Source organism: Neobacillus sp. CF12, assembly GCF_030348765.1.
GTDB lineage: Bacteria > Bacillota > Bacilli > Bacillales > Cytobacillaceae > Neobacillus.
In genome coordinates this window covers 3,836,452-3,855,881 of record NZ_JAUCEU010000007.1, presented here as the reverse complement: position 1 = coordinate 3,855,881, position 19,430 = coordinate 3,836,452, and the positions used below count along the sequence as shown (strand labels likewise).

Sequence of the window (19,430 nt, the reverse complement as noted above, 5' to 3'; positions counted from 1 at the left end):
GCTCTTAGCATAACTTTTGAAGGGTTTGGAAGAAAACTGCCTCTATTTATGATAAGGTTCACCACGATTGATTCGATAGGCTCGATAAATTTGCTCAACCAGGATTAGTTTCATTAGTTGATGGGGGAAGGTCATTTTTGAAAAGGAAAGTTGTTCATTAGAGCGTTTTAGTACTTCATCACTCAAGCCTAATGATCCACCAATAATAAAAGCAATCTTGCTTTTCCCATAAGTAGCTAATTTATCTAACGTATTAGCAAGATCTTCAGAGGATTGCATTTTTCCGTTAATCGCTAGTGCAATTACATATGTATCGTGGCCAACTTTGGCCAATATTCTTTCACCCTCTTTTTGCTTTACCTGGATCATTTCAGACTCGCTCAATTCTTCAGGTGCCTTTTCATCTGCCACCTCAATGACTTCCACTTTTGCATATGAATTCAATCGCTTTAAGTATTCATCAATTCCCATTTTTAAATATTTTTCTTTTAATTTGCCAACACTGACAATAGAGATATTCACAATCCACAACCCTCTTTTTTGTATTACAAACAGTTTACAAACAAGATATCCACAGAAGTTATCCACATGTCCACAATTTTTATCCACATATTGTATGGAATCATTTGTTCGCCACAATATATACAGCAGTTTTTTAATGATATTCACACCTGTTGGTAAGTTATCCACAGAGAAGTTTGGTATCGAACAATTCAAACTTATTATTTGCTTTATAAACACCTTCATTCAGTTTACCATCATATCATAAAAAAGCAGAAAGGTGATAACACCTTTCTGCTTTTTGGTTATGACCTATCTTCAGCTAATGTTATCGTTGTGGTTTCCAGTTTTCCTTCTCGATAATATTTTATCTCCATCCGGTCACCGACTTTTGTCTCTTGGTATAAATGTTTTCGGAGGTCAATGACGTCATGTATCGTTTCGCCATCCATTTCCACGATTACATCCAACTCTTGTAATCCAGCCTGTGCTGCAGGTGAATTAGGTACAACTTGACGCAATGCTACCCCGTAGTTAATATCTCTCGGTAGTTTTAATGCTTCCTCTTGATAATAACCTGGTATTTCGGCTACAGACTTCAAGTCCACTCCCATATATGGCCGTTTAACCACGCCAAATTGCTCAAGGTCGTTAATAATTGGTTTTGCATAGTTAATCGGTATTGATAATCCGATTCCTTCTACAGCATTTTGGGCAATTTTCATTGAGTTAATGCCGATGAGTTGTCCAGCAATATTAATTAATGCTCCACCGCTGTTACCTGGGTTAATGGCTGCATCTGTTTGCAGTACCTCAGCATTCCAATCCATAATTCCATCTTGATTGATATCCACTGGAATGGTTCGATTGATCCCAGAAATAATTCCTTGGGTTACAGAACCAGAGAAAGTCGCTCCAAGTGGATTTCCAATCGCCATAACGGGTTCGCCCATTTTTAAAGCATCTGAATTACCAAATTCAGCGACTTTTTTAATTTTTTCTGCACTAATCTCAAGGACGGCTAAATCTGTCCATATATCCCCGCCTAGTAATTTGGCAGGAATCTTCGTGCCATCATTTAGTGTAACTTCTAACTGTGTCGCACCTTCGACTACATGTTGGTTGGTTACAACGTATGCTTTATTTCCTGCCTTTTTATAAATAACCCCTGACCCAGTTCCAGCTGGAGCCTGATCATCACCAGACTCATCGGACCAAAAATCTGAAGTTTGGATATTATTAATCCCAACTACCGCGTCTGCAGCCTTATCAATGGCTTTTGTTGTGTCTGTATTTACATCGTATGAAACCTGCTGTTGAATAAAATTTTCTTGATGATTGTCATTTGTCCCAGCAGGTTGATTTTGATTGGGTTGTACATTGTAGGGAAGGAACCCTTGATTAGATAATGCCGGAATCGATATGACAACTAGCATGGCGCCAAGTATTGCACCGACAATGCTTGCAAAGAAGTAACCACCTCTGTTTCCACTCTTCTTTTGGTAGCGCTCCTGTGAATGATCATCATAGTAACCCATTTTCACCACGTCTCCCTTTCATAAGCAACTAGTTTATATTTTGGCTTATAGTTACAATTATACTCTGTCCAATGCTATTTTATAAAAAAAAGAACAAAGATACCAACACGAGGTATCTTTGTTCTTTAAGTATTCTCTATTAAATGTGACTGTTGATTTCCGCTCCAATCAACAATGTGCTTTAACCTAGTATTACTTTTAAACCGCTGTTAAAATGGTTGGCACTTTAGGGTCCGTGTCATAGAGATCAAATCCCTCACCGACAATAAGTCCCTGGCTTTGCAGTGTCTGGGCTACTGACATTCTTGCTAAGTCTTTCATATTGTTATCAAGACTTAAATGGGCAAGGTATACTCTCTTTGTATTGTCTCCAATGACCTCACTCATCGCAATCGCTGCATCTTCATTCGATACATGTCCAAGATCACTGAGAATCCTTCGTTTAATATTCCAAGGATATCTCCCCATTCTTAACATCTGCACATCATGATTGGACTCAAAAATATAGGCATCCGCGTTTGAAATGATTCCTTTCATTCGGTCACTAACATAGCCTGTATCTGTGATTAGCACTAATTTTTTCCCTGAATGATGGAAAACATAAAACATCGGTTCTGCAGCGTCATGGGATACACCGAATGATTCAATATCTGTAGCGCCAAAGCTTTTTACACTTTCTGTGCTGAAAATCATTTTTTGCTCAGTTGAAATTTCTCCCACTGTCCGCTCCATTGCCCGCCACGTATTTTCATTTGCATATACCGGCAATTTATATTTACGGGCTAATATTCCAATCCCTTTAATATGATCACTGTGTTCATGGGTAACAAATATACCAGTTAATTTACTTATATCACGATTAATATGTTGAAAAAATGCCTCCATTTGCTTTCCACTAAATCCTGCATCTACTAAAAAGGAGTGCTCGTCTGATTCAACATAAAGCGAATTCCCCGTACTCCCGCTCGCTAAAATGCTATAACGTAATGACATATTTTTTCACTCCAAATCCCTATTTTCATCGTTGTTAAATTCTATAATCTGTCCTTCTAGCGCATTGACATAAAGACTTTCATTCTCATTCACCACAAAACGCCATGTTGGGGCTAAAGCTTGTGAAGCTGCAAGCTGAATTAAAGTTGAATAACCAAGTTCGACTTTTGTAATTTTGCTTTTTGACTTGAGGACGCCCTTTTGATGCAAGGTTTCGAGTGCCTTCAAAGGAGGAAGAATTTCTTCCTTGTCCGTCATTTTTGCAATATCCTCTAAGTAGGTTTGCTCATACGACACAATTTGATTTTTGTCATCAATTTGAAAAGTAATCATTCCACTTAGATTTTCATATAAGGTCATATTGTCATAATGTTGGAAGTAGACGATGGTGTTTTTCTTATCGCTTTTCTTCCAAAATTGATACTGGTCACCATACAAAACATTATCCCTTACAAAAGAAGTCAGTTCTGCAGCCTCAAATTTTGTGTTTAATGCTATAGGCTTATCAAGCTTCACTTGAAGTGTTGTGCTCGGTTCCTTTAACAGCGCAATTTGATCCTTAAGTTTTTCTGTATCTTCCTTGGTAAACATTTTAGGCTTTGCACTTAGATACTGATCCTTAATAGGTGCTTTTGGGAGCTCTTTATAGCTGATTTCATTTAGCTCTAGTGTTTCTTCAATGGAAGCCTCTGTGATAAATTCATATTTATTCGCATCTCTGATTTTCATAAACTGAAATAAGAGATACACATCTAATATCAGAAAGGTTAAGATAAAAATTGTTTTTATTTTACTCCAATCCATGTAACAATCCCCCTAGGTCTTCCTTCGTGATTTGTCCCCATGACTGGTTATAACGATAAAACCAAGCAGGCTCTAGGAGAATCAGTTTGTTTACACCCGTATCCCTCTTCATTTCATATCCTAAAACAAGTTGTTCTAATAATTCTGGTTTGAAATTCTTTCTGCTCTTGAGATATCCCATTACCTCAGATCCAGACGGAAGGGTTACATTTTCCATTTCTGTCGTTAACGGCAACTCTAAGGCTATATTTGGCCTAACATATTTCGTTATTTCATCTCTTCCCCATACTTCTTGAATCTCAGACATTCCACTTTCATTAAAAACGGGGTAACCATCTGTACTATATAACCGGAACTTAACCGATTTTCTCTTTACATCCTTTTCCACATAACGATAAGGATCTGTCCATCCTCCATGTCCATTAATAAAATCAATACTCCTCATTAAAAGATCATAGGCGTTATCAACATAATCAGTCTCTCTCGTAGGATTAACATATAGCAGCATATTGGTATCGTGATTCACTGTCATCTTACTAGAAACATCACTGTATTCTTCTATCCCAGAAACAGTCCCCCTTTGTACAAAACTCGGATCAAACAGTGCTTCTTTGAATGCCTCCGAATTTAGGACAACCGGCAAATACGTATACTTGACCATCTCCCACTGTCCATCAGGGATAAAAACAGTCCGTTGCTCAGTTGCTTCATATGCAAAATAGGGTTGATATTGCTCAGTGTTTTTAAAGAAGTTACGGTTGAAATCATTTAATAAACCAGGAGATATATGACTCACGAAAACCTGTTGATAATCTGCAGAAATGAAGTAAACTGTACCCTCTTCCTTTTCTGAATTCTCAACATTAATTATGATGCGATTAAAATTAAAAGCAGGAATTCTTTTCTCCTCAAATTTTAATACGCTTCGGTAAATTTCAATAGGAACCTCAGCGGGAAAAACAAGTTCTGCATTTCCATTTCCATGCACTAATTCCTTGACATCTTCCACTTCATCCGTATAATTCCTAACATCATAGAAAGACCATTTTCTTATTTCACCCATAATTTTATCAAGGTCCACTGCATGTGTTGTTCCATAATGATCCCCATTGCTATGAAATAGTGCTAGGTCCGGTCTAATAATCTTATGAAGTTCTTGTTTTTCTTTTAAAGTTACCTCAGCAACAACATTACCGTTTTCCATCATTTCAAAATTAGGCTGGTACGTCCAAAGATTCCAGGTTAAAACAATACTAACCAGAATTAGAATTGTTAAAATAACTGATTTACTATTTTCATACTTCATGACCATTCATCCTCTTCAGATTGCTCGTATGGCAGTGAAAAGGAAATCTCTGTTCCCTTACCCTCTTCACTTGCAGCCCAAATCATACCGCCATGAACATTGACCATTTCCTTTGCAATGGCCAACCCTAATCCAGTACCGCCTAATTTTCTAGTTCTTGCTTTATCTACACGATAAAAACGGTCAAAAATCTTACCGATATTCTCTTTAGGAATTCCTACACCTTCATCCGCTATACTGACGATAATTTTCTCCTCTTCTTCTTTTATAGAAAAGGTAATTTGTCCGCCTTCTGGAGAATATTTAAGTGCATTCGAAATAATATTGTAAAGGACCTGAGTCATTTTATCTTCATCAATTTCCACAAAGATTGGATGACTTGGCAACATCCTTTTAAAGCTTACATTTTGGTTTTTTGACATTTCAAAACGATCGATAATCCGGTGAAAGAAATCAACAAAGTTTACCCATTCTTTTGAAAGTCGATAATCGGTACTATCTAATTTAGAAAGTGAAAGGAGGTCATTGACCAACCGAATCATTCTTTCTGTTTCAGTTCTTGTTACCTCTAAAAAGTTAGGAGCAATTTCTTCGTCCTTCCATGCACCATCTGCCAATGCCTCTAAGTAACTTCTCATTGTAGTGAGCGGCGTCCGTAATTCATGCGATACATTTGCTACAAACTCTCTTCTTTCAGCGTCAATCTTTTCTTGATCGGTAATATCATGAAGAACTGCAATCAATCCATTCACAAAACCAGTCTCTTTTTGAATAACAGAAAAATTGGCACGGAGGATATAAGGTTCCTTTTTTGTACTATAATCAAGAATTAACGATTCGTTTTCCTCTAATAAATCCTCAAACGTATTTGTTTCATTTAAGCTTAATAAATCAACAATCGGCTGAGAGAGAACTGTTTCACGTGAAACATTTAGCATCTCTGCTGCTGGTTCATTTATTAGCATCACTCTGCCTTTGCGATCTGTCGCAATTACACCATCAGTCATATACGATAAAACGGAAGAAAGCTTTCTTCTTTCTCCTTCTGTCATGGCCTGAGCTTCTTGGAGTTTTTTCGTTAAATTGTTAAACGTGACGGCTAAAGTTCCAATTTCATCCTGACCATAAACTCTAACCTTACGAGAAAAGTTCCCTTTTGCCATTGCCAATGCTTGCTTTTTCATGTCTGCAATTGGCCTGGTAATGGTTTGGGCTAAAAGAATACCTAAAATAGCAGTAATGGCTAGGGCAATACCCGTCCCTGTTGCAAAAATACCGTTGATGGTTTTCATTTGAGTAAACACATTTTCGATTTTTGCCACTAGATAGATGGCACCGATTACCTTGCCCTCAGACTTAATGGGGGTAGAAAGCACCCATATTCGATGGAGGTTATGCGGTTCAATTCGAATATTACTTTGATCTTCCTCTAAATTAAGGGATTGCGTAATGAGAAGTTCCGTTGTCCTTTGTCCCACTACACTTTGATCAGGATCCGAAGTTCCAATGATTTTTCGATTCTTTCCCTCAATCACCCTTACTTCCGATATATCAGCCGATTCAAAGTCCCGGAGGATTTTTCGAATTTCTTCTTCAAGGGTAGGATCCTCAGGTGTTCTTTTCTTTTCCATTTCTTCAACTACATTATAGGCAAGTAAATTTATCCGTTCCTTTAAGGAGGTTTGAAAGTTTGTCCTTAGCGTTTCTTCAAGCTGTCTGACAAAATAAACGCCAATAATCTGCATCGCTACTAAAATTAGCAGGACGTAGATAATGACGAATTTCACATGTATAGACCGAAAAAAACTAACTTTTTTCATGTAGGGCATTACTCCTGATCTGGGTTACGCAAGTAGTAGCCCACTCCTCTACGAGTGACGATCCACGTAGGGTGGCTTGGGTTATCTTCAATCTTTTCGCGTAAGCGGCGAACCGTTACATCAACCGTTCGAACATCTCCGTAATAATCATAACCCCAAACAGTTTGCAGCAGGTGTTCCCTAGTCATTACCTGCCCGATGTGTTTTGCCAAATAGTAGAGCAGTTCAAATTCACGGTGCGTCAGTTCAATCGTCTCCCCGCGTTTTGAAACCACATATGCATTTGGGTGAATCGTAAGGGAACCAACTTCAATTTCATTAGTTTCAACATCCTCATCTGACTGAGAGATGACGACTTGATGTCTGCGCAGGTTAGCTTTCACTCTGGCAATTAATTCTCTTGTACTAAAGGGCTTGGTTACATAATCATCTGCTCCAAGCTCAAGACCAAGTACCTTATCTATTTCTGAATCTTTAGCCGTCAGCATAATAATCGGCATATCATATTTCTTGCGGACTTCACGACAAACTTCCATTCCATCTTTTAATGGAAGCATGATATCTAAGAGAATTAAATCTGGTTGTACTTCTTCCACCATCGCTAGTGCTTCATTGCCATCATAGGCACTGTAAACATCGTAACCTTCTTTTTTTAAGTTAAATTGCAAAATATCCGCAATCGGTTTTTCATCATCCACTACAAGAATTTTCTTTTCCATACCCATTGCTCCTTTGTTTATAAAATATATCTATTGAAAATAATAAACGGCATTTCTACTCTAGTTTACTTTAACATGTTATTTGCAGTAATTCATCTATTAGTAGTATTTAACACGCAAAGAGCCTCTAGTACAGACCAGAGACTCTTTTATTATAATAGATATTATTTTAAATAACTAAGCGGATTTTGAAGCGCTCCATTTTTGTAAACTTCAAAATGCAAGTGAACCCCAGTTGAGTTTCCAGTTGAACCCATAACACCAAGAGCAGAGCCTTGTGAAACGGTTTGGCCTACACTTACACTAATAGAGGCGAGGTGAGCATATACGGTACGTAGACCATTCTGATGATCAATCACAACTTTGTTACCGTAACCGCCATCCCAGCCTGCTGAAACAACTTTCCCATTATCAGCTGCTTTAATGGTTAGATTACTTGGTCTTGCGATATCAATTCCCTTATGGCTTTTACCCCATCTATAGCCTTGCTTACTAGAGATATATCCACCTGATGTTGGCCAAGCAAGGTTACCACTACCACGAGAAGGAATAACCTTTGTTCCTTTTACTACAATGTGATTAACTGGCTGTACAAGTATGGACTCACTTGTAACGATGCTGCTGACGGTTGTACCATTTTGTATTGAAATTCGGTAATTAACAGAACGTTCACCATTTTTACCTTCTTGCTTAACGGTTGTTTCACCTTTAGGCATAGCGGCATCATCAACCGTTTCATTTGCAAACGGAATCTCTTCTTTTTGATTTACTTCTTTGTCAACAATAATTTCAAGATATGGTTTTAATACTGTAACATTAACTTCTTGACCAATATTTACTACGGAGTCTTCCGTTAGTCCAGGATTTAATGCAAGAAAGTCGACTAATGTTAATCCGTGATTATTAGCAATAGTACCGAGTACATCGCCTTCTTGGGCTACATATTTCTTTTCTTCTAACGTACCTTTTTGTAAAAAGGTAACTGCTTCATCGGCAGACATAATTCTATCTGGTGTTACTTTTTCTAAATCAAATGAAACTTCTTTAGATGCTCTTACGTCTAATATACGAGTTTCATTTTCTTTCAATGGTGGTAACTCAGCTGTTGGTGCTGCTTTTCTAGCTTCTACTTCGTCTAGTTGTGCTTGAGTTACATAGTTAAGTTTAAGTCTATTAATAACATCTTCAGCGATTTCCTGGTTTTCGAGAAAGACAACCGGATTGCCATCAATGATAATGGAGGAAGCTTCTGCCTGAAGTTGAATTGCACCTTCTAGGTTTTGAATGGTTTCTTTATCATTCGCTGTTGAATTAAAAACCTGCTCTTTTATGTAGTCAATATCCGAGCCAAATTTTACGTTTAAATCCTTTGTCGATTCTTTAAACATTTCTTCTTTTTCTTCGACAATATTCTCGACAAGCTCTTTATCAGAAACAGTCCCTATATATTCTTGATTATGGTATACATGGTATACAGTTGTTAATTTATATGAACCCGCTGCACTCGCAGACACAGTGCTGAAAATCAGTGCAGAAGCAGCAAGCGCTGTCATAACTACAGTTTTCAAAGATTGTTTTTTCTCTAATTTACTTGATCTTCTTCCTTTATTAAAAAATAACATTGGAATCCTCCTAAATTGCGGAAACAACTCTCTTAATCTAGTACTTTATAATCACACAAAAGAAATTTCCCTCTTTTTACTACATTTTAACTTTAACATAAATTCCTAATAAATAACGATTAGTCTTGATAATGTAACAAAATTGTATAATAACTGACATTTTACTACAAACATAGGAGTTGGTAATGGCTCAGTTTTTATGTGCTATTTTTCCTATATTCATAGGTTAAAGTTATTAGATCAACGTTTTAGTAGAAATTATTATATGCCTACATTTTACAAATACAGACATGCTTCGCTAAAATGGTGTAAATATTTGGATGTTTTAATACAAGAACATTACGTTTGTTACAAATAAAAAAGAAGCTTACCAATGCAAGCTTCTTTTTTATTATGGCTCAGGACGGAATCGAACCGCCGACACAAGGATTTTCAGTCCTTTGCTCTACCGACTGAGCTACTGAGCCAACTAATGGCGGTCTGGACGGGACTCGAACCCGCGACCTCCTGCGTGACAGGCAGGCATTCTAACCAACTGAACTACCAGACCAATTTTTATGATATCGATCGTCAGCAAGTAAACCGGACTTGCCAGTCACTTGCCAACAATCAAATGCCAATGACCCCTACGGGATTCGAACCCGTGTTACCTCCGTGAAAGGGAGGTGTCTTAACCACTTGACCAAGGGGCCATATTAATAATCAACAATTATTTTCGTTAGAAAATAAATGGTGAGCCATGAAGGACTCGAACCTTCGACCCTCTGATTAAAAGTCAGATGCTCTACCAACTGAGCTAATGGCTCGTACTAGAATAATTTCCTAAACCTTTATAACCGTCGTCAGATGTCCCCGCCTCAGAAAGCCTATGCAAGTAGCAACTCGGCGTGTACAATTCGAAGCTCATTCATTGAAGCGTCGCTCATTGCTCCACCAACTGAGCTAATGGCTCCTACTTAAATGCTTGTCTCGTTCGTGACGACGCTTTTTATAATAGCATGGCTTGCATCTAATGTGCAACACTTTTTTTAAAAAAGTATTAAAAAAGAAAAAGCCCTCAGAAAATGAGGGCCATCTCTGTAATTAAATCTGTCTCCAAGGACTGCGAACAACATTTGTTTGATTACGATCTGGACCTACAGAGAAAGTTGTTAATGGAATTCCGGTAAGCTGGGTAACACGTTCTACATAGTGACGCGCATTAACAGGCAATTCATCTAATGATTTAACTCCTGTAATATCCTCATCCCAACCAGGAAGTTCTTCATAAACTGGTTCGCACTCCGCTAATACCTTAAGACTTGCAGGATATTCGGTAATCAGTTCACCTTTATAGCTGTAGGCTGTACAGATTTTTAGCGTCTTAAGACCAGATAATACATCAATGGAATTAAGTGATAAATCAGTTAAGCCGCTAACACGACGCGCATGACGGACAACCACACTGTCAAACCAGCCGATTCGACGTGGACGTCCTGTCGTTGTACCGTATTCACGTCCAACCTCACGAATCTGACTGCCGATTTCATCATGTAATTCAGTTGGGAATGGGCCATCACCCACACGAGAAGTATATGCCTTACATACACCAACAACATGGGTAATCTTTGATGGACCAACACCAGAGCCAATTGTTACGCCTCCAGCAACAGGATTTGAAGAAGTAACAAATGGGTACGTACCCTGGTCAATATCCAACATGACGCCCTGAGCACCTTCAAATAGCACCCGTTTACCTTCATCCAATGCATCATTCAACACAACGGAGGTATCACAAACATATTGTTTAATTTGCTGTCCATATTCATAATACTCATTTAAAATTTCCTCTTTTGTAAAACCAGAGGTCTCATAAATACGTTCAAATAAACGATTTTTTTCTGCCAAATTACGTTCAAGCTTTTCTTCAAACACATCACGCTCTAGCAGGTCAGCTATTCTAATCCCTACACGTGCTGCCTTATCCATGTAAGCAGGACCAATTCCCTTTTTCGTGGTTCCAATTTTATTGGCGCCCTTACTTTCTTCCTCCACAATATCAAGCTTTAAATGATAAGGAAGGATGACATGTGCACGATTACTAATACGAAGATTATCTGTTGTAATTCCTTTTTCGTGTAGATAAGCAAGTTCTGCAACAAGCGCTTTCGGGTCTACGACCATCCCATTTCCAATCACACAGATTTTCTCTTTATAAAAAATTCCAGATGGAATTAGGTGTAATTTATAAGTCTCTCCATTGAACTTGATCGTATGACCGGCGTTATTTCCACCTTGATAACGAGCAATTGCCTCTGCATTTTCAGAAAGAAAATCGGTAATTTTACCTTTTCCTTCGTCTCCCCATTGTGTACCAACTACCACTACTGACGTCATATAGGCACCTCCAAATTATATACACTTTTCTTTTTCCACAGACAAGTTTACCAATTTCTTTAGGTAAAAGTCAATAAAACACGAACGATTTATATAAACATATTAAAATATGTTCGTAAAATATTAATTAATGAATCTATCTTGTAATGAGAGTTGTTTTTCCATAAAATAGGTATTATAGTTTTTTGAAAATAATGATTGGATGTGTTATATGGTATTTAAACAGCGATCAGAACCGTTGGAATTAGTCCTTAATCGCTTTTTAAAAGCTAGAATGGATTTTTCAGAGGATGAACAGAAGCATTTTTGGACAATTACTAAAGGTTATGAAGGCGAGGTAAGAAGTGATATTTGGCTGCTAGGTCTTACCGATAATTGGCTAATTCTACATGACTTATTACTTGAATATAGCCAATCCATTTTCCAAATTGACACGTTAATCATTGCCTATGAGAAAGTTTATCTATTAGACATAAAAAACTTTGAAGGAGACTACGTTGTCAAAGAAAATAAATGGTATAACCCCGCAGGTGTCACACAAAAGAATCCTTTACACCAACTAGAACGCTGCGAGACCTTACTTGAAAAATTACTGCACCAACTAGGATTCAAGCTTACAATTGACTCTTATCTAATCTTCAACAACCCCGAGTTTCATCTATATATACCCTCAATTGAGCCCGCCATTATTTTTCCAACACAGCTTAATCGCTTTTTAAAAAAGTTAAATTCAAGACCTGCAAAACTAGATAAAAAATATCTTCAATTAGCCAAGCAATTAGAAGACCTGCATATAATTGAATCACCCTATCCGAAATTACCTCCATACACCTTTGAAAAGGTAAAAAAGGGTATGATTTGCTGCAACTGTAATACCTTTTTAACCGACGAAACCCTGATTTGTAAGAACTGTGGATGTGTGGAAGAGGTAGAAGCAGCAGTTTTAAGGAGCGTGAAAGAATTTATTTTATTATTTCCAGATATGATTATTACCGTTGATTCCATTTACAACTGGTGCGGCGGTCTTAAGTCAAAAAAGGTAATTCGAAGGATACTTTCTAGAAACTTTATTCTAATAGGTAAAGCTAGAGCTTCTCACTACGTTGAACAATAAGTATGGTTCCCTTAGTTACTTCTTTTAACAACTCAAGGGAACGATTCTCCTTGTATTGTTCCCTCGGTTATCCTTTTTAACAGTCCAAGGGCATGATTCTCCTTGTATCGTTCCCTCGGTTACCCCTTTTAACAGTTCAAGGGCATGATTCTCCTTGTATCGTTCCCTCGATTATCCTTTTTAATAGTCCAAGGGCACAATTTGTCCTCTATCCATATATAAAACAACGAAGCAGTCAGTCTACAAAAAAAGCCAGCCAAAAAATTGGCCAGCTGTCCCATAAGATGTTACGCGCTCGGATCATACCGTGTCTCGAGGTTTACGAACTTATTGTATTCTTTCACGAAGGCGAGTGAAACGGTGCCTGTTGGGCCGTTACGCTGCTTAGCGATGATGATTTCGATGATGTTCTTATTCTCGGATTCTTTATCATAGTAATCGTCACGGTATAAGAAGGCGACGATATCGGCATCTTGCTCGATTGATCCAGATTCACGGATATCGGACATCATTGGACGTTTGTCTTGACGCTGCTCAACACCACGGGAAAGCTGTGATAGAGCAATTACGGGAACCTGAAGCTCACGCGCTAACTGCTTAAGGGAACGAGAGATCTCCGATACTTCCTGCTGACGGTTTTCGCCGGCACGGCCGCTTCCTAAAATAAGCTGCAAGTAATCGATCAAAATCATTCCTAACCCGTGTTCTTGTTTTAAACGGCGGCACTTGGAACGAATATCACTTATTCTTACCCCTGGGGTATCATCAATAAAGATACCTGAGTTAGAAAGAGCACCCATCGCCATTGTCAGCTTGCCCCAGTCATCATCGGTAAGAGATCCGGTACGAAGACGCTGAGCGTCGATATTGCCTTCAGAACAAAGCATACGCATAACCAGCTGTTCTGCGCCCATCTCTAGACTGAAAATCGCGACATTTTCACCCGTCTTAATTGCAACGTTAGAGGCAATATTCAAGGCAAAAGCTGTCTTACCAACAGAAGGACGAGCTCCAACGATAATTAAATCATTGCGCTGGAAACCTGCAGTCATTCGATCAAGCTCAGCAAAGCCTGTAGAAATACCGGTGATTTCTCCAACACGGTTATGCATTTCTTCAATATTGTCATACGTACGAACGAGAACATCTTTAATATTGTGGAAGGCACCCGCATTTTTCCGCTGGGCAACAGCAAGGATATTTTTTTCGGCTTCGCTTAATAGGGCTTCCACTTCATCTTCACGAGAATAACCATCTGAAGCAATTTCAGTGGCTGTTCGGATTAATCTTCTTAACAAAGACTTTTCTTCTACGATTCTCGCATAATATTCAATATTGGCTGCTGTTGGAACAGAGCCAGCCAATTCGCTTAAGTAACTCACTCCGCCAGTATCCTCAATTAGCTTTGCTGCCGCTAATTCCTCCGTTACCGTGACAAGGTCAACTACCTTACCTTCGTCGTTCAGCTTCAGCATAGCATTGAATATCTTTTGGTGTGAAGCACGATAAAAATCTTCTGGTATTAAGATTTCTGAAGCTACTGTTAAAGAAGAGGGCTCTAAGAAAATTGCACCTAATACAGCCTGTTCAGCTTCAATATTTTGCGGTGGCAGACGATCTGCATATAAATCACTCATCTATCAAAAACCTCCTATATATGAAGAGGATAATTTATATATTAATAGTTTTTAAACGAATAATCTCCATAATGAAGAAAAGTGACCAGCCTCAACCGATCACATCACTAACTAAGAAAAAGTGTAGTTTCCTTTTTCTTTAACTTTTATTATTTTAACATGTTTATCTTAAATTTGAACTGGAAATTACTTTACCTCTTTTACATGAACGGTTAAATTTGCTAATACCTCATGATGAAGCTTAACCGGAACCTTTGTATGACCTAAAGTACGAATCGCATCGGATAATTCCATTTTTCGTTTATCGATTTTAATTCCGTGCTTCTTTTGAAGCTCTTCAGCAATTTGTTTTGTTGTAATCGAACCAAATAGTCTGCCGCCTTCACCTGCTTTAGCAGATAGCTCAACAGTGATTTTTTCTAACTGTTCTCCTAGCTTTTTCGCTTCAGCAAGTTCTTCAGCTGCTCGTTTATCTTCTTTCTTCTTTTGACCTTCTAGCGTGCTGATATTTGAATTATTTGCCTCAATCGCTAGCCCCTGCTTAATTAAGAAGTTATGAGCATAGCCATCGGCTACATTCTTAACCTCACCTTTTTTACCTTTACCTTTTACATCTTTTAGAAAAATTACTTTCATTCTTTTTTCCCACCTTCAAAATAATCTTCAATCGCAAGTTTTAATTGTCTTTCGGCTTCTGTTATCGAGATACCCGTTAGCTGCGTTGCAGCATTTGTTAGGTGCCCGCCACCTTGAAGTTTTTCCATAATAACTTGGACATTTACGTTACCTAGCGATCTAGCACTAATTCCAATCATTCCTTCATTTCGTCTTGCAATCACAAATGATGCTGCCACTCCATCCATTGTCAGGAGTGTATCTGCTGCCTGAGCAAGGAGCACTTGATCATGAAACTCATTTTCATCACCTTTAGCAATGGCAATTCCATCACGGTAAAAAAGGACAGACTCAATTAATTTCGATCTTTTGATATACGTATCTACACTTTCCTTTAAAAACTTTTGAACAAGGATGGTATCTGCACCTTGTCCTCTTAAGTAGGAGGCAGCATCAAAGGTTCTAGCACCCGTTCGTAAGGTAAAGCTTTTCGTATCCACTACGATACCCGCGAGCAGTGCCGTTGCCTCTATCATTTCTATTTTACCGCGTTTTGGCTGGTATTCAAGAAATTCAGTCACAAGCTCCGCCGTTGAAGAAGCGTAAGGCTCCATATAAACAAGAACTGGATTCTCAATAAATTCTTCACCACGGCGATGATGATCAATCACAACAACATTATAAATTTTATTAAGTAGTCGTTCTTCAATGACAAGTGCAGGCTTATGGGTATCAACAATTACCAAAAGTGTCTTTTCAGTTGAAATTTCCAGTGCCTCTTCGGGTCCAATAAATCGAGAAAATAATTGCTCTTGATGGCGAATTTCTTCCATGAGCCTTTGAACAGCACCGTCCATTTCCTGGAAGTTCAAAACTATGTAGGCATCCTTTTGATTCATTTGAGCAACCTTGTAAATACCAATAGAGGAACCAATCGAATCCATATCTGGATTTTTATGTCCCATAATAATAACCTTATCACTCGCCGTGATTAAATCCTTCAAGGCATGTGAAATGACACGTGCACGTACTCTTGTCCGTTTTTCTACTGGGTTTGTTTTGCCGCCAAAGAATTTCACCTTGCCATTAGGATGTTTGATGGCGACCTGGTCACCGCCTCTTCCAAGGGCTAAATCCAGACTTGATTGAGCTAATACGCCCAATTCAGGCAGTGAAGGAGTTCCAGCACCCACACCAATGCTTAAGGTAAAAGAAATATTCTGCTTAGACGTCATTTCTCTTATTTCATCAAGGACTGTAAACTTCTCTTTTTCCAAAAGTTGTAATATCGCTTCATTAAAGACAGCAATAAAACGTTCAGAGGAGATTCTTTTAAGGAAAATTCCGTTGTCCTGCGCCCATTTGTTTAGGGTTGAAGTCACCATATTGTTAATGCTTCCACGCATTTGGTCATCCATGCCTTGTGTGAGCTCATCATAATTATCTAAGAAGATAATCGCAATAACTGTACGTTCATCATGATACATTTTTTCAATTTCTTTTTGTTCTGTCACATCAAAAAAGTAGAGAAGTTTTTCTTCACTTTTAAGAATGACACGAAATTTCCGTCCATGCAGGGTAATAATTTCTGTTTCTACTTCCTGCTTAATTAACGGTATTAATGTGTCAGCAATTTCATAAAGCGACTTTCCGTTGAGGGTATCTTCATCAAAATAGGAGGATAGAAAAGGATTCGTCCACTCTATGGAATACTCATCATTGATAAGCATAATCCCAATAGGCATTTCCATCAGCGCTTCTTCGCCTACCCGTTTCACTCGGTATGATAGGGTTGCGATATAATCTTCCATTTCTTTTCTTTGGCTTGTTTCGATAACTAACATATAGTACAGCGGAGGGATGATAAGAAACAATCCCACCAAGCTTAGTATCCAATTATAGTAAGCCAGGACAATGAGCAGTACCACTGTAATGCCTATTAGCCCGTAAAAAGGGTAACGAATCGAGCGCTTTTCAATAAATGCAGGCAATTTGTTCAGCTCCTAAACAGTAGTCATCACTCTTTTTTAATTTTTTTCCTTAAATCAAAGCCTAAATCAATTATACCTAATATTCCTATCATATAAAGAAAAATTGGAATTAGTAAAGAGATAATTGCTATTGTAATGGAAATCGTTTTGGAAAAACCCTTTTGTTCAAGATAGAAAAAGAGAAACAAATATCCCTGGATCACCATTAGAAGAATGAGTATCCAAGTAAGGTTTATGATTGCAGAGTACCCAAAAGTCCCTTCTTCAGGTTTAAATACCATACCCAAAAGTAAAATTATCAGAAAGTAATGGATTGTACTTTTGGGAAGGGATAGGTTTTTAAAGCCTTTCCACTTTTCAACTTTAATTCCAAATCTCCTTATTAGTGGAAATGATACGGACTGGATGATAAAGACAACAGCGAATGGGGTAGCCACTAAAAGAGTTGGAATCAAGTTTTTGATAAAGTTCAAACTTTGTTCAGACTGTTTCATCATTCGTTCTAGTTTTTCCTGATCACCGAAATTCTTAAGAAGTTCTGCAGACATTTTTGATGATTTTTGCATCATTTCTATCATTTCTATAATGAAATTCATCTTAAAAAAGACAATACTTGCTCCATAAATGACAAGGATAGCGGCTAAAAAGGCAAGTGACCCCATTAAAAAGATGGACCATCTGCTTTTCTTTCTTTGAATGAAGTAGCCCATAACTCCACCCGTAACAGCGAATGGCAATGCAATCGCAAGGCCGATAAGTGACCCTAACAGTAACGATAGAAGAAGGGCTGCAATCACAAATACAAAAGTGCTTTTTCCATCATTCTTTGCTGCAAACAATATAAATGGTGTTACTAAAAATAAATTAACGATGATTGCAAGTAACGGAACAAAGATCGTTAGTAATAAAAGAATAGCAAAGACTGCCAAAAGAACAGCACCCTCTGTAAGATTTCGAACATTTTTCACTACTTCACCCCAATTATTTCAAAAAACCCTATTCCTTAATTTTAGCCAGATACGTTCTCCTATTCAACAATTCTGCAAGATAAAAGAAAAAAGCAGCAAGGGTTCCCCCCAGCTGCTTGAATTCGATTTATTCCCCTGCAACGAATGGTAATAATGCCATTTGACGTGCACGTTTGATTGCAACAGTTAGTTTACGCTGATATTTAGCGCTTGTACCAGTTACACGACGTGGTAAAATCTTTCCACGTTCAGAGATAAACTTTTTAAGTAAATCTACATCTTTATAATCGATGCGAGAGATACCATTTGCTGTAAAATAGCACACTTTACGGCGCTTCGCGCGACCGCCTTTACGTCCTCCACCTGCCATGAAAATTCCCTCCTTTATTATTGTTTATTTTAAAATCGCTCGTTAAAAGTTTACGTTAAAATGGTAAGTCATCATCGGAGATGTCAATCTGACCGTTACCTGCGAACGGATCATCATCCACTTTAGTAAAACCTTTGTTATTGTTGTTATTGCTTTGATATTGGCGTTGTTGATTCTGATTGCCTCCGCCATAAGGATTTCCTTGCGGTTCCCTTGGTGGTGCACCGAAATGATCATTGTCGCTTCTTCCGCCACCGCCGCCAGACGCATTTTTCGGTTCAAGAAATTGAACACTTTCCGCCTGAACTTCAGTAACGTAAACACGCTTACCATCTTGTCCTTCATAGTTGCGAGTTTGAATACGGCCATCTACACCTGCAAGACTGCCTTTTTTCAAGAAGTTTGCCACATTTTCAGCTGGTTTACGCCAAACAACACAATTAATAAAGTCTGCTTCACGCTCACCTGCCTGACTAGAAAACGGACGGTTAACAGCTAAAGTAAAGGTAGCAACAGGAACCCCATTTGGTGTATAACGCAAATCAGGATCTTTTGTTAAACGGCCGACAAGAACGACACGATTCATCATCAGAATCAACTCCTTTTCTTTTGATGAATGTTTCATGTGAAACATTCAGACCAAAATATATTTATATTAAGCTTCTTCTTTAATTACTAAATGGCGAATGATATCTTCGCTGATTTTCGCAAGACGAGAAAATTCTTGTACCGCGTCAGCTGAAGTTGTAGTTTTTACGATTTCGTAATATCCATCACGGAAATCGTTGATTTCGTAAGCTAAACGACGCTTACCCCAATCTTTTGTTTCAGCAGTTTCCGCACCGTTTTCAAGAAGAATTCCGTTGAAACGCTCTACAAGAGCCTTTTTCGCTTCGTCTTCAATGTTTGGGCGGATGATGTACATGATTTCGTACTTATTCATCACAGTCACCTCCTTTTGGTCTAAACGGCCCATTTGGGCAAGGAGCAATTATTCATTACTCACAAGTTAAGATTTTATCATAGTTACCTAAGAATAGCAAGGACATTCATTCT

The 19,430-nt window shown here is 38.2% G+C and carries 17 protein-coding genes and 4 tRNA genes; 1 reads left to right on the top strand and 20 read right to left on the bottom strand.

From position 1 onward, the window contains the following. Positions 1-42: 42 nt before the first annotated feature. The 13 genes from rlmH to QUG14_RS18365 all read right to left on the bottom strand — a co-directional run bounded on the left by rlmH (position 43) and on the right by QUG14_RS18365 (position 11,679). Complete coding sequence (rlmH, locus tag QUG14_RS18425) at positions 43-522, bottom strand: 23S rRNA (pseudouridine(1915)-N(3))-methyltransferase RlmH (RefSeq protein WP_289341904.1); 480 nt, start codon at positions 520-522, stop codon at positions 43-45. A gap of 284 nt (positions 523-806) precedes the next feature. After that, on the bottom strand, positions 807-2,039 hold the full coding sequence (locus tag QUG14_RS18420; protein ID WP_289341903.1) for a S1C family serine protease: 1,233 nt from the start codon (positions 2,037-2,039) through the stop codon (positions 807-809). Between the two features lie 198 nt (positions 2,040-2,237). Further along, entirely contained in the window at positions 2,238-3,032 is a 795-nt protein-coding gene (locus QUG14_RS18415; protein WP_289341902.1) for an MBL fold metallo-hydrolase, read from the bottom strand. A 6-nt stretch (positions 3,033-3,038) separates the two neighbouring features. Then, positions 3,039-3,836, bottom strand: a complete 798-nt coding sequence (locus QUG14_RS18410) for a two-component system regulatory protein YycI (RefSeq protein ID WP_289341901.1) — start codon at positions 3,834-3,836, stop codon at positions 3,039-3,041. Beyond that, positions 3,823-5,142, bottom strand: a complete 1,320-nt coding sequence (locus tag QUG14_RS18405; protein WP_289341900.1) for a YycH family regulatory protein — start codon at positions 5,140-5,142, stop codon at positions 3,823-3,825. The genes QUG14_RS18410 and QUG14_RS18405 overlap by 14 nt, the downstream gene beginning before the upstream one ends. Further along, complete coding sequence (gene walK / locus QUG14_RS18400; protein ID WP_289341899.1) at positions 5,139-6,962, bottom strand: cell wall metabolism sensor histidine kinase WalK; 1,824 nt, start codon at positions 6,960-6,962, stop codon at positions 5,139-5,141. The genes QUG14_RS18405 and walK overlap by 4 nt, the downstream gene beginning before the upstream one ends. 8 nt (positions 6,963-6,970) lie before the next feature. Next, positions 6,971-7,681, bottom strand: a complete 711-nt coding sequence (gene yycF / locus QUG14_RS18395; protein ID WP_289341898.1) for a response regulator YycF — start codon at positions 7,679-7,681, stop codon at positions 6,971-6,973. A gap of 164 nt (positions 7,682-7,845) precedes the next feature. Then, positions 7,846-9,303, bottom strand: coding sequence for a M23 family metallopeptidase (locus QUG14_RS18390; protein ID WP_289341897.1), 1,458 nt, complete (start codon positions 9,301-9,303; stop codon positions 7,846-7,848). A 394-nt stretch (positions 9,304-9,697) separates the two neighbouring features. Further along, positions 9,698-9,770 (bottom strand) — tRNA-Phe (locus QUG14_RS18385). 6 nt (positions 9,771-9,776) lie between these two features. Beyond that, positions 9,777-9,853 (bottom strand) — tRNA-Asp (locus QUG14_RS18380). A gap of 70 nt (positions 9,854-9,923) precedes the next feature. Beyond that, positions 9,924-9,995: transfer RNA gene (locus QUG14_RS18375), tRNA-Glu, on the bottom strand. A gap of 38 nt (positions 9,996-10,033) precedes the next feature. Continuing rightward, positions 10,034-10,109, bottom strand: a tRNA-Lys gene (locus tag QUG14_RS18370). Positions 10,110-10,386: 277 nt separating this feature from the next. Then, complete coding sequence (locus tag QUG14_RS18365) at positions 10,387-11,679, bottom strand: adenylosuccinate synthase (protein WP_289341896.1); 1,293 nt, start codon at positions 11,677-11,679, stop codon at positions 10,387-10,389. Positions 11,680-11,890: 211 nt separating this feature from the next. On the opposite strand from QUG14_RS18365, the gene QUG14_RS18360 reads away from it, so the two are divergent. Then, complete coding sequence (locus tag QUG14_RS18360) at positions 11,891-12,793, top strand: nuclease-related domain-containing protein (RefSeq protein ID WP_289341895.1); 903 nt, start codon at positions 11,891-11,893, stop codon at positions 12,791-12,793. Positions 12,794-13,080: 287 nt separating this feature from the next. Here the strand turns inward: QUG14_RS18360 and dnaB are convergent, their stop codons facing one another. From dnaB to rpsF, 7 genes are all read right to left on the bottom strand, one after another. Then, entirely contained in the window at positions 13,081-14,430 is a 1,350-nt protein-coding gene (gene dnaB / locus QUG14_RS18355) for a replicative DNA helicase (protein ID WP_289341894.1), read from the bottom strand. 186 nt (positions 14,431-14,616) lie between these two features. Next, the gene (gene rplI, locus QUG14_RS18350) at positions 14,617-15,066 is read right to left on the bottom strand and encodes a 50S ribosomal protein L9 (protein ID WP_289341893.1); all 450 of its coding nucleotides are present in this window, start codon (positions 15,064-15,066) and stop codon (positions 14,617-14,619) included. After that, positions 15,063-17,036, bottom strand: a complete 1,974-nt coding sequence (locus QUG14_RS18345) for a DHH family phosphoesterase (RefSeq protein ID WP_289341892.1) — start codon at positions 17,034-17,036, stop codon at positions 15,063-15,065. Before QUG14_RS18345 ends, rplI begins: the two co-directional genes overlap by 4 nt. A 26-nt stretch (positions 17,037-17,062) precedes the next feature. Next, on the bottom strand, positions 17,063-18,004 hold the full coding sequence (locus QUG14_RS18340; RefSeq protein ID WP_289341891.1) for a YybS family protein: 942 nt from the start codon (positions 18,002-18,004) through the stop codon (positions 17,063-17,065). A gap of 127 nt (positions 18,005-18,131) precedes the next feature. Further along, on the bottom strand, positions 18,132-18,374 hold the full coding sequence (rpsR, locus tag QUG14_RS18335) for a 30S ribosomal protein S18 (RefSeq protein WP_063255175.1): 243 nt from the start codon (positions 18,372-18,374) through the stop codon (positions 18,132-18,134). Positions 18,375-18,429: 55 nt separating this feature from the next. Beyond that, entirely contained in the window at positions 18,430-18,963 is a 534-nt protein-coding gene (gene ssb / locus QUG14_RS18330) for a single-stranded DNA-binding protein (RefSeq protein ID WP_289341890.1), read from the bottom strand. 66 nt (positions 18,964-19,029) lie between these two features. Next, the gene (gene rpsF / locus QUG14_RS18325) at positions 19,030-19,317 is read right to left on the bottom strand and encodes a 30S ribosomal protein S6 (protein WP_289341889.1); all 288 of its coding nucleotides are present in this window, start codon (positions 19,315-19,317) and stop codon (positions 19,030-19,032) included. Positions 19,318-19,430 lie beyond the last annotated feature (113 nt).

Coding starts and splice junctions, on each gene's coding strand:
- ssb (WP_289341890.1), bottom strand. CDS start 18,963: ATGATGAATCGTGTCGTTCTTGTCGGCCGTTTAACAAAAGATCCTGAT.
- walK (WP_289341899.1), bottom strand. CDS start 6,962: ATGAAAAAAGTTAGTTTTTTTCGGTCTATACATGTGAAATTCGTCATT.
- yycF (WP_289341898.1), bottom strand. CDS start 7,681: ATGGAAAAGAAAATTCTTGTAGTGGATGATGAAAAACCGATTGCGGAT.
- rplI (WP_289341893.1), bottom strand. CDS start 15,066: ATGAAAGTAATTTTTCTAAAAGATGTAAAAGGTAAAGGTAAAAAAGGT.
- QUG14_RS18365 (WP_289341896.1), bottom strand. CDS start 11,679: ATGACGTCAGTAGTGGTAGTTGGTACACAATGGGGAGACGAAGGAAAA.
- QUG14_RS18410 (WP_289341901.1), bottom strand. CDS start 3,836: ATGGATTGGAGTAAAATAAAAACAATTTTTATCTTAACCTTTCTGATA.
- QUG14_RS18420 (WP_289341903.1), bottom strand. CDS start 2,039: ATGGGTTACTATGATGATCATTCACAGGAGCGCTACCAAAAGAAGAGT.
- QUG14_RS18360 (WP_289341895.1), top strand. CDS start 11,891: ATGGTATTTAAACAGCGATCAGAACCGTTGGAATTAGTCCTTAATCGC.
- dnaB (WP_289341894.1), bottom strand. CDS start 14,430: ATGAGTGATTTATATGCAGATCGTCTGCCACCGCAAAATATTGAAGCT.
- QUG14_RS18415 (WP_289341902.1), bottom strand. CDS start 3,032: ATGTCATTACGTTATAGCATTTTAGCGAGCGGGAGTACGGGGAATTCG.
- QUG14_RS18405 (WP_289341900.1), bottom strand. CDS start 5,142: ATGAAGTATGAAAATAGTAAATCAGTTATTTTAACAATTCTAATTCTG.
- rpsF (WP_289341889.1), bottom strand. CDS start 19,317: ATGAATAAGTACGAAATCATGTACATCATCCGCCCAAACATTGAAGAC.
- rpsR (WP_063255175.1), bottom strand. CDS start 18,374: ATGGCAGGTGGAGGACGTAAAGGCGGTCGCGCGAAGCGCCGTAAAGTG.
- QUG14_RS18390 (WP_289341897.1), bottom strand. CDS start 9,303: ATGTTATTTTTTAATAAAGGAAGAAGATCAAGTAAATTAGAGAAAAAA.